Origin of the sequence: Arthrobacter gyeryongensis (assembly GCF_039543785.1) — a bacterium.
Lineage (GTDB): Bacteria > Actinomycetota > Actinomycetes > Actinomycetales > Micrococcaceae > Arthrobacter > Arthrobacter gyeryongensis.
Window position 1 is genome coordinate 143628 of record NZ_BAABKK010000026.1, and the last position, 20079, is coordinate 163706.

The 20079-nt window shown below is 64.9% G+C and carries 18 protein-coding genes; 12 read left to right on the forward strand and 6 right to left on the reverse strand.

Translation table 11 applies throughout. The features are described from left to right. Positions 1-67: 67 nt before the first annotated feature. The 7 genes from ABEA18_RS18305 to ABEA18_RS18335 all read left to right on the forward strand — a co-directional run bounded on the left by ABEA18_RS18305 (position 68) and on the right by ABEA18_RS18335 (position 10399). Entirely contained in the window at positions 68-493 is a 426-nt protein-coding gene (locus tag ABEA18_RS18305) for a DUF3800 domain-containing protein (protein WP_345451485.1), read from the forward strand. Between the two features lie 298 nt (positions 494-791). After that, the gene (locus tag ABEA18_RS18310; RefSeq protein ID WP_345451487.1) at positions 792-2063 is read left to right on the forward strand and encodes a hypothetical protein; all 1272 of its coding nucleotides are present in this window, start codon (positions 792-794) and stop codon (positions 2061-2063) included. 69 nt (positions 2064-2132) lie between these two features. After that, positions 2133-2756, forward strand: a complete 624-nt coding sequence (locus ABEA18_RS18315; protein ID WP_345451489.1) for a hypothetical protein — start codon at positions 2133-2135, stop codon at positions 2754-2756. A gap of 85 nt (positions 2757-2841) precedes the next feature. After that, positions 2842-3570 carry a YcnI family copper-binding membrane protein gene (locus ABEA18_RS18320; protein ID WP_345451490.1) on the forward strand — a complete coding sequence of 243 codons (729 nt, stop codon included), beginning with the start codon at positions 2842-2844 and terminating at the stop codon, positions 3568-3570. 105 nt (positions 3571-3675) lie between these two features. Continuing rightward, positions 3676-4314 carry a DUF4232 domain-containing protein gene (locus ABEA18_RS18325; protein WP_345451492.1) on the forward strand — a complete coding sequence of 213 codons (639 nt, stop codon included), beginning with the start codon at positions 3676-3678 and terminating at the stop codon, positions 4312-4314. 86 nt (positions 4315-4400) lie between these two features. Beyond that, on the forward strand, positions 4401-9443 hold the full coding sequence (locus tag ABEA18_RS18330) for an ATP-dependent helicase (RefSeq protein WP_345451494.1): 5043 nt from the start codon (positions 4401-4403) through the stop codon (positions 9441-9443). Between the two features lie 11 nt (positions 9444-9454). Next, positions 9455-10399: an Fpg/Nei family DNA glycosylase gene (locus ABEA18_RS18335; protein WP_345451496.1), complete on the forward strand. Its 945-nt coding sequence runs from the start codon at positions 9455-9457 to the stop codon at positions 10397-10399. A gap of 99 nt (positions 10400-10498) precedes the next feature. Here ABEA18_RS18335 and yczE read toward each other — a convergent pair whose 3' ends face one another. Continuing rightward, entirely contained in the window at positions 10499-11119 is a 621-nt protein-coding gene (gene yczE, locus ABEA18_RS18340; protein WP_345451498.1) for a membrane protein YczE, read from the reverse strand. 60 nt (positions 11120-11179) lie between these two features. Between yczE and yczR the strand changes: the two genes are divergently transcribed. Continuing rightward, positions 11180-12640, forward strand: coding sequence for a MocR-like transcription factor YczR (gene yczR, locus ABEA18_RS18345; RefSeq protein ID WP_345451499.1), 1461 nt, complete (start codon positions 11180-11182; stop codon positions 12638-12640). Positions 12641-12713: 73 nt separating this feature from the next. On the opposite strand, the gene ABEA18_RS18350 is transcribed toward yczR, so the two are convergent. Further along, entirely contained in the window at positions 12714-13202 is a 489-nt protein-coding gene (locus ABEA18_RS18350) for a DUF4188 domain-containing protein (protein ID WP_345451501.1), read from the reverse strand. Positions 13203-13294: 92 nt separating this feature from the next. On the opposite strand from ABEA18_RS18350, the gene ABEA18_RS18355 reads away from it, so the two are divergent. Then, positions 13295-13867 (forward strand): TetR-like C-terminal domain-containing protein, encoded by a 573-nt coding sequence (locus ABEA18_RS18355; protein WP_345451503.1) that lies wholly within the window; start codon positions 13295-13297, stop codon positions 13865-13867. 100 nt (positions 13868-13967) lie between these two features. Here ABEA18_RS18355 and ABEA18_RS18360 read toward each other — a convergent pair whose 3' ends face one another. Together ABEA18_RS18360 and ABEA18_RS18365 are read right to left on the reverse strand one after the other, a co-directional pair. Next, complete coding sequence (locus tag ABEA18_RS18360) at positions 13968-14660, reverse strand: SRPBCC family protein (RefSeq protein ID WP_345451504.1); 693 nt, start codon at positions 14658-14660, stop codon at positions 13968-13970. Then, complete coding sequence (locus ABEA18_RS18365; RefSeq protein ID WP_345451506.1) at positions 14653-15294, reverse strand: ArsR/SmtB family transcription factor; 642 nt, start codon at positions 15292-15294, stop codon at positions 14653-14655. Before ABEA18_RS18365 ends, ABEA18_RS18360 begins: the two co-directional genes overlap by 8 nt. 172 nt (positions 15295-15466) lie before the next feature. On the opposite strand from ABEA18_RS18365, the gene ABEA18_RS18370 reads away from it, so the two are divergent. The 3 genes from ABEA18_RS18370 to ABEA18_RS18380 all read left to right on the forward strand — a co-directional run bounded on the left by ABEA18_RS18370 (position 15467) and on the right by ABEA18_RS18380 (position 18944). Then, complete coding sequence (locus tag ABEA18_RS18370) at positions 15467-17203, forward strand: alkaline phosphatase family protein (RefSeq protein WP_345451508.1); 1737 nt, start codon at positions 15467-15469, stop codon at positions 17201-17203. A gap of 31 nt (positions 17204-17234) precedes the next feature. Continuing rightward, on the forward strand, positions 17235-18182 hold the full coding sequence (locus ABEA18_RS18375; protein WP_345451622.1) for an RluA family pseudouridine synthase: 948 nt from the start codon (positions 17235-17237) through the stop codon (positions 18180-18182). A 321-nt stretch (positions 18183-18503) separates the two neighbouring features. After that, a complete protein-coding gene (locus ABEA18_RS18380; RefSeq protein WP_345451510.1) occupies positions 18504-18944 on the forward strand; it encodes an SRPBCC family protein in 441 nt (146 codons plus the stop codon). Positions 18945-18982: 38 nt separating this feature from the next. Here ABEA18_RS18380 and ABEA18_RS18385 read toward each other — a convergent pair whose 3' ends face one another. Continuing rightward, complete coding sequence (locus ABEA18_RS18385; protein WP_345451512.1) at positions 18983-19414, reverse strand: ester cyclase; 432 nt, start codon at positions 19412-19414, stop codon at positions 18983-18985. Positions 19415-19530: 116 nt separating this feature from the next. Continuing rightward, entirely contained in the window at positions 19531-20052 is a 522-nt protein-coding gene (locus ABEA18_RS18390) for an O-acetyl-ADP-ribose deacetylase (RefSeq protein ID WP_345451514.1), read from the reverse strand. Positions 20053-20079 lie beyond the last annotated feature (27 nt).

Consider the following 20079-nt stretch of genomic DNA (forward strand, 5'->3'; position numbering starts at 1 on the left):
CTCAGGTCCATGCTGTGCCAGGGGGAAAAGCAAACTAGATGTGTTGGAGCCACGGAAGTGGGCTCCAATGGCTGATGTGTTCATGTACGTAGATGAGACTGGCAACTTGGACTTCAACGGGGCCTCCAAAGGCTCCGCGGCCAGCATCTACTTCACTACTTTTCTCTGTAAAGCGAATGCTTATGATGCAGTCCGCACCCGGGGGCAGATGGAGTTGTACAAGCTGGCCTGGCGGCTGCACTTCAGCGAAATCGCGAAGCAAGTGTCCACCCGTGAAGATACCCTTTATGTCATTGCCGGCACTTTTGGCACCAACAAACGAAGCGAACTCGCACGGGAATCACTCCGTGAAGTCTGCAATGCCCAGGACCGGAACATCATCCTGTGCGTTTGGGAATCTTCATCGTCATGGGGGCTCCAAGTAGCCGACTACGCGCTTGGGCTGTCCAGCGACGTCTGGAAGAGCGTGAATGCTCGTGGTTCGAGCCCGTAGTCCAGCCGCAGTTGAAGTCTTACTTTTTCCCCTGGGGCCGGGCAAGATAAAGGCCAGCTATCCAAGGAACCTTGGAAGACATCCCATGGACGTCTTGTCACTGACCACAATTAGTCTATCTGAGATCAACAAGAAGAAACGCTTACGGGCGGGAGACTCGACCGAAATCCGAGGACTAGAGGACATTCTGTGAACCGCGATATGGGCCGGTACTGCCAGCAAAGCAGCGGAACTCGCCTACGCGGCGTCGGGTAACGTCGATTCAGTAGTTATGCGCCCGGGAAGCGAAGGAGTGGCCATGAGCCGGAAGACGAAAAAGCCAAAGGCCCGCGGCGGGCACCTCAAGGCAGTGCCTTCCGCCCCCAAAATGCCCTTGCAGTTGGTCCTCAACCATCGCGTAGTCGACTCCTTCACCCCGGATTTCGTTCACTGGTACGAAAGATTCAGTGACGCCGAAGACGCCATGCAGTGCTTGCACATAGTCAAACTCTTCATCTCGGCAAGCCACGCGATCAGCGAAGAAAGCTCCGCAACCTGGTTCGACCCCGACAGCTTGGACGACGCAGCCCTTGCGCTTGCCGGCACGCTTGACGAGTCCGATAGCGATGAGGCGCTTATAGCGATCTTCGATTACTTGCACCTTTACGCTGAATTCCTCTTTGAAACGGGCCGCTGGTCGGGGACCGAGGAGGACTACTTCGTCCTCCACATGCTCCTCACCGAAGAAGCTTCCGGGGAATTGGATCTTCCTGACGACATTCCGGAACTCTCCGACGAAGAGCAGGACCGGGCGTTCCAAGAACTCCCCGTTCTCCAGTTGACCGGACGTTTACTGGAGTGGCTTGGAGCCGGAAAGGACGTCACCAGCACTGGCGTGCTCCGGCTGAAGGACATTGAAGGTGCAGCCGGAGCGTTAGGAGTGAAAGCCAGGGGGAAAAGGACCGGGAAACGGCCTCTCCCGGAGGGCGAAGTTGAGGGCGAAGTCGAGGGCGAAGTCGAGGGCGAAGTCGACACTGAGTCATTTGAAGTCGGCTCCATGCACGAAGTTCCCGTGCTGCGTGAAATCTGGGCCGCGCTGCTGGACATCGATGTCCTGTCGATCGGGTCGACGCGTGCCACGCCCGGCGCGGGAGCCGAATCGTGGGACTCCCAGGACCTCGATTCGAGGCTTCAGATCCAGCGTGAGTTCCTCACGGTATTCCTTGCCAGTGCAGTGATGGATTCCGGCAGCATGTCGGAGGAAGGTCCCCGGGACAATGCAACCCTGGCCAGGGTCCTGCTGAGAGGGGCCACCGGGGAGCCCGTCGGCGTGGACGAACTCAAGAGTGCGGCAGCAAACGAATCGATGGGCAGCGCCTTGCCCACTTTCGAGGCGATGCTGGCGCTCCGCGAGCTGGCCACCCTCGCCGATCTTGGCCTCGTCCACGTGGACACCCACTACACCGTTCCCCCCGTGGTCATCCAGTGTGTGATCCCGGCGCTCGCCCTGGTTCTTGCCATGGAAGACAATTTCGAACCGGGCCCGTCACACGACCCATCCGACAGCGGCGCGGCCACGAACCACCGGTAGAATTGCGGGGTTGACCAGACCGAACTGGACGGTCAACCACCCGCTTGAACGCTACCGAGGGAGGAAGCCGTGCGCGCATCACATGCCCGGCCGCCCTTCCATGCCGTGCGTTCGGGTGCACTGGCGGTCGCCATCGTTGCCCTCGCGGCAGGGGCCCACGTCCTCTCCGGCGGTGCGCTTCCCGTCGCGCCCGTCCTGCTGGCCGTCCTCGCATTGACCGGGCTCGTCACCACGCTTGCCACCCGGTTCAAGCTCGGACTCCCGGTCATTGCCGTGCTTCTGGGAACCGGCCAGCTGGTCCTGCACGAAGCCTTCACGGCCTTCGGTGCGCTCACCGTTCCGGCTCCGGGGTCACAAGCACACCACTTGATGGCCGAGCACCTCGCCCCGCCGCCGGGCGCTGAAACAGTCCATTTTCACGAGGTCGACACACCGCTCAGCTGGTTGATGTTGACGGGGCACGCGCTCGCCACCGCCGCTTCGGCATTGCTCCTTGCCAAGGGCGAGCAGGCACTGTGGCAGCTCGAGGCCTGGCTCCGGCCCCTCCTGCAGCTCATCCGCCTGATCTTCAGGCCCGACGCCGGCAGCGCAGCTGTTGCGTTCAGCGCACCTGCCGTATTCATCCCCCGCCCGTGGCGGAACCTCAGGCAAGACAGCAGACGCGGCCCGCCCGCCGTCGTCGTAGCCTCCTGACTCCGCCCGGCACCCCCTTCAACTGGTGACGGGCACATCCCCGCACTTTGGCGCGCTTTCGCGCGCCCGTTGAAAGGCAACAACCATGAACAAGTCCTCACTCCGCCGTGCCCTCTCCGCCACCGGAATCGCGGGCGGCACCGCCGCACTGATGATGGCCGGCCTCGCAGGCGCATCTGCGCACGTCTCCATCAACCCGGACAAAACCACCGCCAACTCATACGCGCTGCTGACCTTCGGCGTCCCGCACGGTTGCGACACCTCGGGCACCACCAAGCTCACGATCAACCTCCCCGAGGAACTGACGGATGCCACACCCACGGTGAACCCCAACTGGACGGTCGAGAAAGTGACGCAGACGCTGCCCGAACCCAAGAAGCTGGCCGACGGCACCTCGATCACCAAGCGCACCAGCCAGATCGTCTACACGGCCAAGGCCCCGCTCGACCCGCACTTGCGCGACGCGCTGGTCCTGTCCGTGAAGCTGCCCGACGCCGCCGGCAAGACGCTCTACTTCCCCACGCTCCAGAACTGCGAGCAAGGGCAAACAAACTGGGCTGAAATCCCGAAGGACGGCCAGGACCCGCACTCACTGAAGGCTCCGGCTCCGTCGGTGGCCGTCACAGCCGCGGGCGCGGCCGCGGGTGATAGTCACATGGCTGCTTCAATCTCCACAGAACAGGCAGCTTCCGTGACCGACGACGGCTCACAGGCGCGCAGCTGGGCCGGCCTGATCGCCGGTGTGGCAGGGCTTGGGCTGGGTGGCGCGGCCTTCTTCCGCAGCCGCTCCGCCAAGGCTTCAGTGTCCAAGTAACGGCTCCGCTGGGTCGGCGTCCGGAACATCACGATCCGGACGCCAATCCGGCTCCGCTGCCGCGCCGCAGTTGACTCCGGCAAATGACGACGAAAAGCTGTGCGCATGACGAATATGCGAGTCAAGAACGGTCTCCTGCTCACGATGGCAGCAGCCTCGGTATTCCTGCTCTCCGGCTGTTTCCAAAGCCAGGCGCAACCCTCGGGCTCAGCCGTACCCAGCGACACGGCTTTGGCCTCGTCGTCACCGTCGGCCTCGGCCTCAAGTACTCCTACTTCAAGCGGCAGCGCCACGCCATCGAGCACCGGGACGACGGCATCCGGCGTCGCGCTCTGTAAGGCGGGCTCGCTGACAGCTTCTGTCGACTCCACAGGGGGCGGAGCGGCCGGCAGCGTCTACATGAAACTCATCCTGACCAACTCCGGCACGGAACCTTGCGTCCTGAATGGCTTCCCGGGCGTCTCACTCACGTCTGGAGCCACGGGCGATCCGATCGGCGCGGCCGCCGCGCGGGACGACTCCCAGCCTGTGACACAAGTGGTTCTTGCTCCCGGGAAGGCCGGTTTCGCCCAACTCCGCTACACGCAGGCCGGGAACTACCCCGAATGCACCCAGACCCCTGCCGCCGGTTTCCGGGTTTACCCACCCGAGGACACCGCTTCGCTGTTCATCCCGCAGCAGCGTACGGGCTGCAGCAACACCAATATCAACCTCCTGAGCGTCCAGGCGTTCCAGGCGGGGTAGGCGGGTTTAGCGCCTGAGCCTTATCTAGGCTGTTCCTCATCTGCGCTGTTCCTGATTGTGTCGGTGCCGTGAGGCATGATGGAGGAATGCAGGAGCAGGAGCTAGCGGGCGGTCCCGGCCATACGGCCATGGGCCGTTTCAGCCTTGCCACGCGCGAGTGGTTCCTCGGTGCTTTCTCCGCGCCCACACCTGCCCAGGACGGTGCATGGAAAGCCATTTCTTCCGGATCGCACGCCCTCGTGGTGGCACCTACTGGTTCCGGCAAGACGCTCGCAGCATTCTTGTGGGCGCTGGACCGGCTCTTGTCCGTGTCGCCGGCCGCTTCGCCGGATACCCTTCCGGGTCTTGAGGAAACAAGCGGCCGCGCCCGTGCCCGAGCCCCCAAGCGCAAGACCCGTGTCCTGTACATCTCGCCCCTCAAAGCACTCGGCGTCGACGTCGAACGGAACCTCCGCTCGCCGCTGATCGGCATCACCCAGACCGCCAAACGGCTCGGATTGCCGGCCCCGCTTGTGAGCGTCGGCGTGCGCTCAGGAGATACGACGACGGCGGACCGCCGCGCGCTGCTGAGCCACCCGCCGGACATCCTCATCACCACGCCCGAGTCCTTGTTCCTCATGCTGACGTCCAAAGCCCGGGAGACTCTCAGCGAGGTGGACACCGTCATCGTCGACGAGGTCCACGCAGTTGCAGGTACCAAGCGTGGGGCGCACCTCGCAGTTTCATTGGAACGGCTTGATGCTTTGCTGCCGAAACCCGCCCAACGGATCGGCCTCTCGGCAACCGTGGAGCCGCGCGAGCTGGTCGCGCAGTTCCTCGCTGGCTCGGCACGCGTGGAAATCGTCGCACCGCCATCGCACAAGAACTGGAACCTCAGCGTCAGCGTTCCTGTGGAGGACATGTCGGACCTCGCGGGAGCTGCCGGAGCCTTCGACTCCGGGCCGGCCTCGGGACTGCAACCGCAAGCATCCATCTGGCCGCATGTCGAGGAGAAGATCGTTGATCTTGTGCTGTCGAAGCAGTCCACCATTGTGTTTGCCAACTCCCGGCGTCTCGCGGAGCGACTCACAGCCCGGCTGAACGAGATCTATGCGGAGCGCCAACTCATGGCGGTGGATGTGTTTTCTGCCGCGTCGGATTCGGTGCTGGACTCGGGGCTGCCCGATTTCGGAGGGCCGTCCGCGGGGCCGGGTCCCTCGGGCCCGCCGTCCTCGACGGCGACACCCGCCCACATGATGGCCCAGGCCGGAAGTACGAGCGGCGCGGATCCGGTCCTGGCCCGCGCGCACCACGGTTCCGTGTCCAAGGACCAGCGGGCACTCATCGAGGACGACCTGAAGTCGGGACGGCTGCGGTGCGTTGTAGCCACGTCTTCCCTGGAACTCGGCATCGACATGGGCGCGGTGGATCTGGTGGTCCAGGTCGAGTCGCCCCCGTCGGTGGCCAGCGGACTCCAGCGGGTAGGCCGCGCCGGCCACCAAGTGGGTGAGATTTCCGAAGGCGTGCTCTTCCCCAAACACCGGGCAGACCTCGTCCACACCGCCATCACCGTGGAACGGATGCTGAGTGGGAAGATCGAACGCCTCCACGTTCCCGCCAACCCCTTGGACATCCTCGCCCAACAAACGGTCGCCGCCACCGCTCTGGGAAGCATCGATGTCGAGGAGTGGTTCGCCACCGTCCGCCGCTCCGCTCCGTTCGCCACGCTGCCCCGATCCGCGTTCGAAGCCACCTTGGACCTCCTGGCCGGACGGTACCCTTCCGACGAATTCGCCGAACTCCGGCCGCGTATCATCTGGGACCGGAACGCCGGCACCATCGAAGGCCGTCCGGGAGCACAGCGCCTAGCCGTGACCTCGGGCGGAACCATCCCCGACCGCGGACTCTTCGGCGTCTACATCATCGGCACCGAGACCGAAGGCTCCGGTTCTGGGTCCGGTTCCGGTGCTGCGTCCGCACAGGAGCCCAGTCCGGCGTCGCGCGCTGCCAAAGGCGGCCGACGCGTCGGTGAGCTCGACGAAGAAATGGTCTACGAATCACGCGTCGGGGACATCTTCGCTCTGGGTGCCACCAGCTGGAAAATCGAGGACATCACGCACGACCGCGTCCTTGTCTCGCCCGCCTTCGGCCAGCCTGGAAAACTCCCCTTCTGGAAAGGCGATTCCCTGGGCCGGCCGGTGGATCTCGGCCGCGCACTCGGAGCCTTCGTGCGTGAACTTTCCGCTTCGGACCAAGGTCCAGCGCTGGAACGCTGCAAGGCCAGCGGGCTGGACGACTTCGCCGCCGGCAACCTGCTCCAGTATCTGGGCGAACAGAAGCAGGCCACGGAAGTCGTCCCCAATGACCGGACACTGGTCGTCGAACGGTTTCACGACGAACTCGGCGACTGGCGGGTCGTCCTGCACAGCCCCTTCGGCATGCCGGTCCACGCACCGTGGGCCCTGGCCGTCGGGCAGCGGCTCCAGCAGCGCTACGGGCTGGACGGTTCCGCCATGGCCGCCGACGACGGCATCGTGCTGCGGGTGCCGATGATGGAGGACGAACCGCCCGGGGCTGAGCTGTTCCTGTTCGATCCGGAGGAACTTGAGCAGATCGTGACGGCGGAGGTTGGCGGCAGTGCCTTATTCGCCTCCCGCTTCCGCGAGTGTGCCGCGCGTGCGCTGTTGTTGCCGCGGCAGAATCCTGGGAAAAGGCAGCCCCTCTGGCAGCAACGGCAACGCTCGGCGCAATTGCTGGACGTCGCCAAGAAATACCCTTCATTCCCCATCGTGCTCGAAACCGTGAGGGAATGCTTGCAGGATGTCTACGACCTCCCTGCGTTGAAAGACATTGCCGCCTCGATCGAGCGCCGGGAGCTGCGTTTGGTTCAAACCACCACGCAGCAGCCCTCCCCCTTCGCCAAGTCGCTGCTCTTTGGGTATGTGGCCCAGTATCTTTACGAGGGCGATTCTCCGCTCGCCGAACGCAGGGCCGCGGCTTTGGCCCTCGACTCCACGCTCCTGAACGAACTCCTGGGCAGGGTGGAACTGCGCGAACTCCTCGACGCGAAGGTCATTGAGGCCACCGAGCTCGAGCTCCAGCGGCTGGCACCGGACCGGCGGGTCCGTGGCATGGAAGGGGTCGCCGACTTGCTGCGCCTTCTGGGCCCCCTGAGCGTCGAAGAAGTGGCTGCCCGCTTGCAGGCCGAAGGGGTGGAAGCCTCCCCGGATCCGGCGGCGATGCAGCTGGCGGCCGGATCGCATCCGGCGGCGTTGCATCTGGCGGCGTTGCGCAAGGCCAATCGCGCCCTCACCGTGACCCTCAGCGGCGTCGAACGATTCGCGGCAATCGAGGATGCGGCCCGGCTCCGGGATGCCATCGGCGTTCCGCTGCCCATGGGAGTGCCGCTCGCCTTCATCGAACCCGTCCACGATCCACTCGGGGATCTGGTCTCCCGCTATGCACGGACGCACGGACCGTTCACGGCCGAGGAAGCCGCTGCGAGGCTGGGACTGGGTGTCGCCGTCGTGGGCACCGCGCTGAAACGCTTGGCGGCGGACGGCCGTGTAGTTGAGGGCGAGTTCCGCCCGCACCCGAGTGCGCCGGACACGGTTCCCGATGAGGGGGCCGGGTTGTTGGAGGCGCCGGAACTCCCGGCTGTGCCGATCCGCGGAGTCCCCTTTGGTAGCGAGTGGTGCGATTCCGAAGTGCTGCGCAAGCTCCGGCGTCGTTCACTGGCCGCGCTGCGCGCCGAAGTGGAGCCGGTGGACGCTGCCGCCTACGGCCGGTTCCTCCCCGCCTGGCAAAACGTGTCCGTGCCCTCTGCCGGCCGCTCTGGTTCTTCTGGGGGCAGGGGCGCCCCGGCGCTGCGCGGGCTCGACGGCATCATGACCGCCATCGATCAGCTCTCCGGCGTCCCCGTTCCGGCGTCGGCCTGGGAGCCTTTGGTGCTCGCCAGCCGGATCTCCGACTATCAGCCGGCCATGTTGGACGAGCTCATGGCCGCAGGCGAAGTCTTGTGGTCCGGAGCCGGCTCGCTGCCCGGGAACGACGGCTGGATCAGCCTCCACGTGGCCGAAGCCGCGGAACTGACGCTCAACCCGGACCCTGATTTCGAGCCCGGCGATGCCCAACTCCGCCTGCTGGAATACCTGCAGACCGGTGGGGGCGCCTATTTCTTCCGGCAACTCACCGAGGTGGCGGGCGGCATGGATGCGGTCCTCAGCGACGACGCCGTGGTGGCTGCCCTGTGGGATCTCGTCTGGGCCGGCCGCATCACGGGCGACACCTTCGCCCCCGTCCGCGCCATGATTGCGGGCGGACGCACGGCACACAAGCAACCCGCCCGGCCGCCGCGGGCCAGGTCCCTGCGCATGAGCAGGCTCGGCCGCTCACACGGCACGGGATTGATGGGGTCGCCCGGACTCACGGGCGGACGCTACGGCTCCGTCACCGGCACGGCCCCCACTCCCCCGCTGGCCGTTGGGCGTTGGTCGGCACTGCCGGCTCCTGAGCTCGATCCCACGATCCATGCACGCGGCACCGCCGAACTCCTCCTCGACAGGTACGGAGTGGTGACCCGCGGCTCCGTCATGGTGGAGAACATCGTGGGCGGATTCGGCCTGATGTACAAGGTCCTCGCCCGCCTCGAAGAAGCAGGGCGGTGCCGTCGCGGCTACTTCATCGAGCACCTCGGAGCCGCCCAGTTTGCCGTGCCGGCAACTGTGGACCGTTTGCGCTCCTTCACCGAGGATGCCCAACTCGCCAAGGCCGAGCCTGTCGCCTTGGCCCTGGCCTCCACGGATCCCGCCAACCCGTATGGCGCGGCCCTCCCGTGGCCCGCGTTGGCAGTCGACGCCGGATCGGGTCACCGTCCGGGGCGGAAGGCAGGGGCCTTGGTGGTCATGGTCGACGGTGCTTTGGTCTTGTACGTCGAACGCGGAGGGAAGACCCTGCTCACTTTCAGCCATGACGACGCCGTCCTGGCGGCTGCCGCTGCGGCGCTCGTAGGCGTAGTGCGGCGGGGAGCAGTGGACAAATTGATCATGGAAAAGGTCAATGGCCATGACCTCCTGGACACCCCCGTGGCTTTTGCCCTTGCGGCTGCCGGAGCGTACTCCACGCCGAAGGGTTTGAGGATCCGTGCCTGAGGCGGGGATCCATGCCTGAGGGCGACTCGATCTGGCGTGCTGCCGCGGAGCTGCACAAGGCCCTTGCCGGGCAGACGCTGGTCTCCTCTGACTTCCGGGTACCCAGGTTCGCCACGCTAAACCTGGCCGGATGGACTGTGTCCGAAGTGGTGCCACGGGGAAAGCATTTACTCATGCGCTTGCTGGAGCCGACGGAGGCTTCGCCGGTCGCGACTGGGCCGGCGGGCGACGCCGGTTCGGCGTACGCCTCGCCGGCCGAGGCCGGATCGGCGGCGGCCTCGCCGGCCGAGGCCGGTTGGGAGGCGGCCGCACGGCCCCGGCGCGCCCTGACCATCCACTCGCACCTGAAAATGGAGGGAAGCTGGCAGGTCTATGCCCCCGGCGGCCGCTGGAGGAAACCCGGCCACACGGCCAGGTGCGTCCTCCGCACGGCGACGGCCGACGTCGTCGGCTTCTCCCTGGGAATCCTGGAAGTGATCCCGACCCCGGACGAGTCCCGCGTAGTGGGGCACCTTGGCCCGGACCTGCTGGGGCCAGGCTGGGACGCCGAAGAGGCCGTTCGTCGGCTGCGGGCCGCACCGGACACTCCGATCGGCGTCGCACTGTTGGACCAGCGGAACCTCGCCGGCATCGGAAATATCTACCGTTGCGAGGCGTGCTTCCTGGCTGGGGTGCATCCGGCCTCACCGGTGTCGGCTGTTAAGGATCTGGCGGCGATGCTGACGGAGGCCAAGGGTCTGCTCGAGGCCAACCTAGGACCGGGGCGAAGGATGACGCGTGGCACCGCGTTCCCCGGAGTCCGTGGGATTCCCCGCTCCGGATTTTGGGTGTACGGCCGCGAGCACCAGCCGTGCCTTCGCTGCGGTACACCCATTCGCCGCGGGCTACTGGGACCGGCGTCGGGGTTGGAAGACCGGACCATCTACTTCTGCCCGAAGTGCCAGCCCGGTCCTTGACATTGGAGGATTCACGCGGCTGACGCTGCGGAAATTCCCTGACGCCCCCGGAATTCCGGGGGCGTCAAGAAATCTGCGAGTCGCCAGGAAGAATCCGCGTCACGAAGTGGCCGGCACGGCTTCGGGGGCAGCCAAGGGAGCCTTCACCGGAACCGTAAACAGGGGTAGCAATAGTTGCACCACCGGTCCGATGGCCAAGGCGTAGACAACGGTTCCGACGCCGACGGACCCACCCAACAGCCAGCCCACACCGAGCACGACAACCTCGATCAAGGTCCGGGACAAGCGCACGGACCAGCCCGTGCGGCGGGCAAGTCCCGTCATGAGTCCGTCGCGGGCACCCGGGCCAAGGCGTGCGCCGATGTAGCAAGCGGAGGCGATTCCGTTGAGGACCACGGCACCGGCGAGCATGGCGATCTGGCCACCCAGATGCGAGAACGAGGGGATCACGGCCAGGCCGATGTCCGCGAAGACACCCACCAGCACGGCGTTGGCGAGGGTTCCGAAGCCGGGCATCTGCCGCAGCGGGATCCAGAGGAGGAGGACCAGGAAGCTGACAACCACCACGACGGTGCCGATGCTCCACCCGATCTTTCCCGCGACGCCCTGGTGGAAGACATCCCAGGGATCCAGGCCAAGGCCGGCCCGGATAAACATGGCCAGGGAAATCCCATACATCGCGAGGCCAATCAGGAGCTGGGTGATTCTGCGGGTCATCATGAAACCATGCTGCCCGAAAACTGGCATTGCTTTCCATAGCCAGTTTGCAATACTGGTTTTATGCCCGGATCCCTCAACCCCACAGCCATGGTGCGTCTCCTCGGTCCGTGGAACACTGGCGCCGCTCCCGCCTACCGCGAGCTTGCCGACGTCGTGCGCCTTTTGGTGATGGACGGGCGCATCCCGCTCGACGTGGCGCTACCGAGTGAACGCGCGCTTGCCGTCACTTTGGGCGTCAGCCGGACCACCGTCACCGCCGCGTATGCCAGCCTGCGCGAGCAAGGATTCCTGAGCGGCGGCCAGGGCAGCAGGGGCCGGACGGGCATTCCGCACCGGACGGTTCCCGTCAGCGGACCCGGCCTCGCCGTTCCGGAGGGGATCCTTGACCTCGCCTATGCTTCATTGCCGGCCACGGGCGAGGTGGTGCACCGCGCATTCGCCGATGCGTTGATTGACCTTCCGGCGTTGCTGCCCGGTTTTGGCTACGACGCGGTCGGCCTCCCGAGCCTCCGGGAAGCCATTGCGGACCGCTACACGGCAGCCGGCATCCCCACCACGGCCGCCCAGATACTGGTAACTTCGGGGGCCCAGCACGCACTGAACATTATCTTGAAGACCCTCGCCGGCCGGCAACAGAAGGTCCTGGTGGAGCACCCCAGCTACCCCAACGCGCTCGACGCAATCCGCGCTTCGGGCTCCCGCACGGTTCCGGTGCCGATGCCGCCCGCCGCGGAGCCGACGTCGGGCGGCTGGGATATCGACGGCATGGTGGCGGCCATGCGCCACCAACGTCCGGCCATGGCCTACCTCGTGCCGGACTTCCACAACCCCACTGGGCGGATCATGTCCAACCTTCAGCGGCGTCGCCTGGTCCGCGAGGCGGCAGGAACGGGCACTGTCCTGGTGGTGGACGAGACACTGCGGGAGTTGAACCTCGACGACGTCAGCACATCGCCGCTCGCGGCGTTCAGTCCGGCCGTGGTGACCATCGGTTCGCTCAGCAAATCCCATTGGGCCGGGCTCCGGACAGGGTGGATCCGCGCTGAAGTGGACCTGATCAGCCGCTTTGTGCAGACCCGGACGACGATGGATCTGGGCGGCCCTATCGTCGAGCAATTGGCTGCGGCTCGGCTGCTCCGGGCCTTCGCTGAACCGCTGGACGCCAGGCTTGCGGAGCTGCGGCGGAACCGCGAGGCCCTCCTCGGACTACTGGCCGAGCACCTGCCCGATTGGCACGTGGAACGTCCGCGCGGCGGGCTGACGGCATGGTGCAGGTTGCCCACGCCGTCGAGTACGGCACTCACGGTCGTCGCCCCGGACTTCGGCGTGCGGCTGGCGGCGGGGCCTCGCTTCGGCGTCGGCGGGGCTTTCGAGCACTTCATGCGTGTCCCGTACACGCTCGCGCCGGCCCAGCTTGAGACGGCTGTGCTGGCACTGCGCGATGCCCAAGCCAGGATCGACGCGTCGCCGCAGCTCCGGAGGACCCTGAAAGCACCCAAGGAAGCCGCCGCCGTCGCGTAGTGCGCGTTACTCGCCGCCCAACTGGCCCGCAGTTGTTGTCGTTTTGGAGGCTCAAAACGGCATTAACTGCGAGTCAGTTGGGCTGCCCGGCACCCATGCGTTGCTTGGCGGTGTTGGTGCCCGGACCGACCGCGACATGCGAGGTGGCTTTGGCCAGGCCAAACTGCGGCATGCCGTTGTAGACCACCTCGATTCCCGACGCCGGCACCTGATAGGTTTCGTGCCACACGCCAATGTCGCCGCTTCCCGCGACTTCCTTCACGAATCGTCGCCACGGCGCCAAGTGCGGCGATTCCTTGTCCGCCGCGAAGCGCCTGAGATGCTCGGGGCTCTCCCAATAGCTGAGCAGCATGGTGGTGCGCCCGAACCACTGTTCGCAGCCGAGCATTCCGGACTCGGGATGCGCCCCGAGATGACGGAGCATGGTGGGCATTGACGATGCCACTCGCGCCACTTTGCCGATCTTCCACCAACGGTTGGCCCGCATCCCGATAAGGAATACGGTCACCGACTCGCGCCCGGTGTCGGCTGTGAAGCGCCCCGGAAAGATTTCCTGTGCCATGTGAATCCTTCGGTCTGGGAACGGTAGCCAAAGTTCCGCTCTTTGAGTTTCATAACGTCGTTACGAAACAATGTTATGAAACACTTGGAGACATGGCAAGACCCATTGTTCATGACCAGCTCGTCCGGCAGCGGCTTCTTCAGGTAACGGCCGAACTCGTTGACCGGGATGGCCCCGCGCGAGTCACGCTCCGCGACGTTGCCGCGGCCGCCCAGACCTCAACCACAGCGGTCTACTCACTTTTCGGCGGCAAGGCGCAGTTGCTGACGGCCGCCGTCGACGACGGATTCCGCTCGTTCGGCGACTCGCAACGGCTCGCCGAAAGCGGTGGGCTCCGAGGCTTGGGCCTCGCCTACCGTTCCTGGGCACTGGAACATCCGGCCTTGTACCGGCTCATGTTTGGCGGCGCACTTGCCAGCTATGTGGACTGCAGCCCGACGCCGGCAGTCGCCTCGGAAGCGATGCTTCCCCTGATGGAAGCAGTGACCGCCGCGCAGAAAACGGGGACCGTTCGTGATGCCGAAACCGCAACGATCGCCATGTCCATCTGGGGACAGGTCCACGGACTCGTGAGCCTGGAACTTGCGAACATGGAGGACCCCGGAACCGATTGGGGAGGGATTTACGACGCCGCGTTGGATGCCGTGGCGCGCGGCTGGCAATGACGCCCGAATAGCCGTGCGACGCGCAGACGGCCTGACGACACCGGAATTCCGAAGTCGCCAGACCATCTGCGTGTCGGCCAGCGTTTTGCGAGTCGCAGTTCTAGGCGTACACCTTCTCCAGGAACCCGCCCCAGGCCTTGGCGGTCAGTTCGGAATCACCGTTGCCGCCGAAATCGTGCACCGTCATGCCAACGGGGGCTCCGAAAGAGTTTCGGCCGAAGAAGCGGTAGAGGGTGTCGGCCGTCCGCAGGCCGAGGAAGTGCTGGTTGGAGAAGTCGAGCTCCCCACTCAGCCGCCCGACGCCGTCGACGTCCACCTCAACCGTTGAACCCTGCGCAACACCGTCCACGCCGAGGGCCTTCTTCAGTTGCACAAAACCGTCGGGGGTCTGCGATGCCGCCGGGCCCTGGACGTCGGTGAAGACCACGGGCTTGCCGTCGAAGTACTGAAGATACTGGCCCAGGGTGTGCAGGTAGAACTCTGTGTGCTTGCTGGCGCCGTCGTACTGCTCTTCCCAGTTGTCCGCGAAGATGCCGCTGTGGACATAGTGCAGCTTGGCCCGGCCGCCGTCGAGCGGTTCGAGTACGTGCTCCAGCTGGTTGAACCAGCCGTCCGGCCCATCCATGCGGGTCACCAGGTGGCTGGGGTATTCGTCGACGGTTTTCACGGCCGGCCACTGATCGGTAGGGAACATCCAGGCCGAGGTGTCCTTGGTGACAGCCTGCCAGACCCGCTCAGGAGTGCCGGGCAGTTCGGTGTCGGCCACGATTTCGAATTCACGGTTGTCAGTCATTGTCCTGTTCCTTTTCTGGAGAGTGCTGCGTATTTGTCTTGAGTGCGGGATGAAGTACGACGACGAGCCGGTGCTTGCGTGCGCCGCTCACTGTTTCGGTCGAAGCGCCGGTTCCGCCGTCGTGGTATTTGTCCACGAGCCGCGTCACCGCGACGCCGAGTTCCTCGGCAAAAGCGGCACGGTCTGACGCCGATCGGAAGGTGATTTCACCGTCGATCGCGAAGCTCGCAAGCTTCTTCTTTGCTGCGGCCGCGCCCGCAATCAGCTTGCCCATCTCCTGGACCGTCCGGGCCGCGAGGGCCAGGAGCCAGAAGGCGGAAAAGCTATCCGAGAAGCGTCGGGGATCCGGCGCCACGGATGCCAGCGCCACCGGCGAGATCAGGTACGAGGCTGCCGTCGCGCGCAAAACGCGTTCGGTGACGTTGCCCTTCTTCCGTTCCTCCACAAGCTCGACGAGCCCATGCCGCTCAAGGGCCTTGAGGTGGTAGTTGACTTTCTGCCGGGGCAGGCCCACCTTCACCGCCAGCTGGGTAGCGGAACCGGGCTCGACAAGCTCCTGCAGAATGCGGGTGCGGATCGGGTCCAGCGACGCTTCCGCCGCGGCGGGATCCTCGATCACTTCGATGTCCAACATGCTTCTATTCTGCCTACCGACAACTTTTCTTGTCAAGAACTTTTTAATCGTCGGAGGTTGCGGGACGCCGTCGGGACGCCGTCGCTGGGGCCGTCGCTGGGGCCGTGCCGGCCCGTACCGCAGCAGTCAGGGAAGGAGTACCCTGCGGGTATCACTGTCCGTGAGGTGCAAGATGAGCTTCAACAGGCTGCCCGCTAAGCCCGGAGCCGCTCGGCCATCCAGACGTCGCCGGGGGCGGATCCGAGCCTGGGCGACGCGGCGTCCGGCCCTCGCTGGCTTGTCCATCGTCGCGGTCATCGCGCTTGTAGGCGCTGCCGTCTTTTTCGGGGCCACCTGGTCCCGGACGTTGGCGGCCGGCGCCCCGGCCGGCGGGGAGTCCGGCGCCTCTGCCGTGGATCCGGGGATCTCGAAGATCCAGCATGTCATCGTCATCATGCAAGAGAACCGCTCGTTCGACAGCTACTTCGGGACGTTCCCCGGAGCGGACGGGATTCCGATGCAGAACGGTTCCCCTGCGGTGTGCGTCCCGGATCCGGCCAATGGCTCGTGCGTGAAACCGTACTACGACCCCTCTGACCGGAACTCCGGTGGCCCGCACAGCCAGAGCAATGCCACTGCGGACATCGACGGCGGGAAAATGGACGGCTTCATTGCCCAGGCCGAGAAGGCCTCGAGCAACTGCGCACCGAATGCCCCCGCCTGCGCGGGCGGTAGCCAAAGCGACGTGATGGGCTACCACGACGCCCGTGACCTGCCCAACTACTGGGCGTATGCCAAGGACTTCACGCTGCAGGACCAGATGTTCGAACCCAATGCCTCCTGGAGCCTGCCCGAGCACCTGTACATGGTCTCGGAATGGTCGGCCAAATGCAGCCGGGCCGGCGACCCGCAATCGTGCGTGAACGCCCTCCAGAATCCGGGCAGTCCACCGGACTTCACCACCTCGATCCAATCCACCCTCATCGGCAAATGCCGGGCCGGCCTGCAGAACAAGGCCTGCCAGGACGCGCTCATTGCGGCCGGGATCACCCCGGACATTGCCGCCCAACTGCACACCCTCATCACCCAAAACTGTGCCGGCTCGGATTCCTATATGAGTTGCCAGGCCGCCATCGACAAAGCAACCCTCCCCGAAGCCCTCAAGCAAAAGCTGCTGGCCGCCGCCAAACTGCTTGCTCCCCCTGACTACGCTTGGACCGATCTGACCTACCTGTTGCACAAACAGAACGTGCCTTGGGCGTACTACGTCTTCAACGGTACCGAGCCCGACTGCCAGAACGATGCAGCAATGTCCTGTGCTCCCGTAGCCCAGAATGCGAAGACGCCTGGTATCTGGAATCCGCTACCCTACTTCGACACCGTCAAGCAGGACGGCCAGCTCGGTAACATCCAGTCCCTCACCAACTTCTACACCGCCGCCAAGAAGGGCACATTGCCCGCCGTGAGCTGGATCGACCCCACGGGAGCCGTCAGCGAACACCCCCCGGCGCTGGTCAGCACCGGGCAGGCCTACGTCACGGGCCTGATCAATGCCGTCATGTCCGGCCCTGACTGGAACAGCACCGCCATTTTCCTCTCGTGGGATGACTGGGGCGGCTTTTACGACCACGTCACCCCGCCCACCGTGGACCAAAACGGCTACGGCCTCCGGGTCCCGGGAATCGTCATCAGCCCCTACGCCAAACAAGGCAACATCGACCATCAAATCCTCAGCCACGACGCCTACGCCAAATTCATCGAAGACGACTTCCTGCACGGCCAACGCCTAGACCCGGCCACCGACGGACGGCCAGATCCCCGGCCCGGCGTCCGCGAGGACAACCCCCGGCTCGGCAATTTGGTGAACGACTTCAACTTCAACCAGCAGCCCATCAAGCCCGTCATCCTGCCGGGCGGGACGACGTACTAGGCGTTTGCGGCCCCGGTAGAATAGACCGGTGATGCAATCCCCCCTTCCAGTGCGCGACGGCGTCAACGCCACCCGTCTGCGCCTCCCGGACGAGGGGCCTTGGGACACCGCGATGGACTACATGATGCACCGCTGGGGCCATATCGACCCCCAAGGCATCGAGGACAGATTCGACGCCGGCGAAATCGTGGGCGAAGGCGGCGCGCCCCTTGACCGCGGTACGCCCCTCGAAGAACACACTTTCATTTGGTACTACCGCACGCTCCCACCAGAGACCCGGATGCCGGTGGAGATCAACATCCTGCACCAGGACGAGCACCTCCTGGTGGTCGACAAGCCCCACTTCCTGCCCACCACCCCGGGCGGGACCTACATCCAGGAATCCGCGCTCGTCCGGCTCCGGAACCAGTTGGACCTGCCGGACCTCATCCCGATGCACCGGCTCGACCGCATGACGGCCGGGGTGTTGCTCCTCTCCACCAACCCGGAGACCCGCGGCAAGTACCAGGTGCTCTTCGAGAAACGGCAGGTGCAGAAGGAGTACGAGTGCGTCTCGGCCGCGGCACCCGCCGCAGGCTTTCCCGCCGTCGACCTCCCCGCCGTCGTGCGCAATCGCATGACCAAATCCCGGAGCTACCTTCTCGCCGAAGTGATCGACGGCGAACCCAACGCGGAGACCCGCATTGAGTTGCTGAGAACGTTCGACGGCGGCACTCACGACGGCGGCGCCGCTCGCCGAGGGCTGTACCGGCTTGAGCCCCACACCGGCAAGACGCACCAGCTTCGCGTGCACATGGCGTCGCTCGGGCTGGGAATCGTGAACGACGCATTCTACCCCGAACTGCTCGACAAGGCCCCGGACGACTACTCCAAGCCGCTCCAGTTGCTGGCCCGCGGCATCCGATTCGTCGACCCCATCAGCAAGCAGGCCGTGGAATACCGGAGCCGCCTCGAGTTGAGCGAAGCCCACCCGGCCTGATGCCTCCTCTCAAACCCTCGCTCACATATGACGCCCTTTTCCGGGACGCCCGCTCACCAATAACGGCTTTTCCCGGGACCCTCGCTCACCAAAATCGAGGAACATGCCCACCTTGAGGTCATGCCGGAGGAGGGCTGGGCAACAGGCTGCATAAGTGAGCGAGCGTCCGCCCAAACACCCACATACATGAGCGAGCGTCGGGTACCAGCGCAGGCCGAAACAATGGCGCGGTCCCCCGCTGCGAACCGGACCCGGCGTATATGCTCAGTCTTGCCGGCCCGACGACCGCGGGCGGTGTTCGGTCTCGCGAAAAGGAACCTCATGGCCCACGCTGAAAACGAAGTCTCGATCAACCGCCCCGCAAACGAGGTCTACGCCTTCCTGGCAGACGGGCTGAACAATAAGCTGTGGCGTCCGGCCGTGAAGACGGTCTCCCTCGCAAGCGGAGAAGCAGGCAACAAAGGTGCCGTGTACTCCCAGACGATGGCTGGCCCCGGTGGCCGCACGATCGCCGGCGACTACGAGATCATCGCAGCCCAGCAGGGCAAACGACTCGATTTCCAGGTCATTGCCGGCCCCACCCGCCCAACAGGATCCTTCACGCTGGACGAGAACAACGGCAGCACGACCGTACGCTTTGCCTTGGATCTCCAGCCCAAGGGCTTCATGAAGCTCATGGGGTCGATGATCACCAAGACCATGGAGTCGGAGGTCGGGCAGCTCGGACAGCTGAAGACCGTGCTTGAAGAAGGCCCCGCCTGACGCACCCGCCAGACGGCGTCGGCGGAGCCCAGATTGAGTTAAGTGCCAGGCCTGACACCGAGCTGCATCATCATTCCGGCGACATCAGGATGCGCGCTGAACGAAATGATCTTGCCATCCCTTACTGAGACAAAATAGGTGCCGCTGCCTTTGACGGTCTTTCCGGTAGCGGGCATTTCCATGCCGCCAAACACGAGGGGCCCGGTGTTGGTGCCGGTAAATTCGACTTCGGCGGCCACCGCGTCCTCGCTCACCACTCTGTTGATGCTTCTGACATGCATGTCTGGGAATGCAGTGAACCATGTCTCCATGTATTGCCGCACCTGGTCCGTTGAGTGCAGAGCCTCTGGCAGCGTCACGTCCGACAGGGTGAACTCGTCGGCGAACATGTCAGCAAAGTCGTCCGCTTTGTGCTGGTCCCAGGCCGCCATGCCCCGTTCATCCAGCTCCCGGACTTCGTCAATCAACATCACGTACCTCCCTAAACTCGGCCCCGACAGAGAGAGCCGGGACCCTGTTTTTTGATACTAGGACGGCCACATGACCACGACAATGAGCTTCTGAAATTTTGGGATTACCCGGCCACTCAGGCTCCGAACACGCTCCGGAACACGTCCGTCGTCTCCGCACTGAACAGCACAAATTCGACGAGTTCCAGCCCACTTGAGCTTTCGACGTCGAACCGGCTGACGGCGTCGAGCGCTATCGCGGCGACCTCGCGCGCGTCCCAGCCGTAGATCCCAGCGCTGATTGCGGGGAATGCAACAGAACGCGCCCCGAGGGATCCTGCCACTTTCAAGCTTTCGCGGAAACACGAAGCGAGCAATTCCGGATCGTTCTGGCCTGCGTGCCGATTGGGGCCAACGGTGTGGATCACCCACCGGGCAGGCAACTTGAACCCGGGGGTGGCCGCTGCCTGGCCAACCGGCAAGCCATCGGGCAACGAGGTCCGGCGAAGCTCGCGGCAAGCGTCCAGAAGTTCCCGCCCCGCAGCCCTGTGAATCGCGCCGTCCACTCCCCCGCCACCCATCAACGACGAGTTGGCAGCGTTGACGATCGCGTCGACGTCGCGCGTGGTGATGTCACCTTGCAGGATTTCGAGCCGCATGGCGCCAGTCTTGCACGACACTGCGGC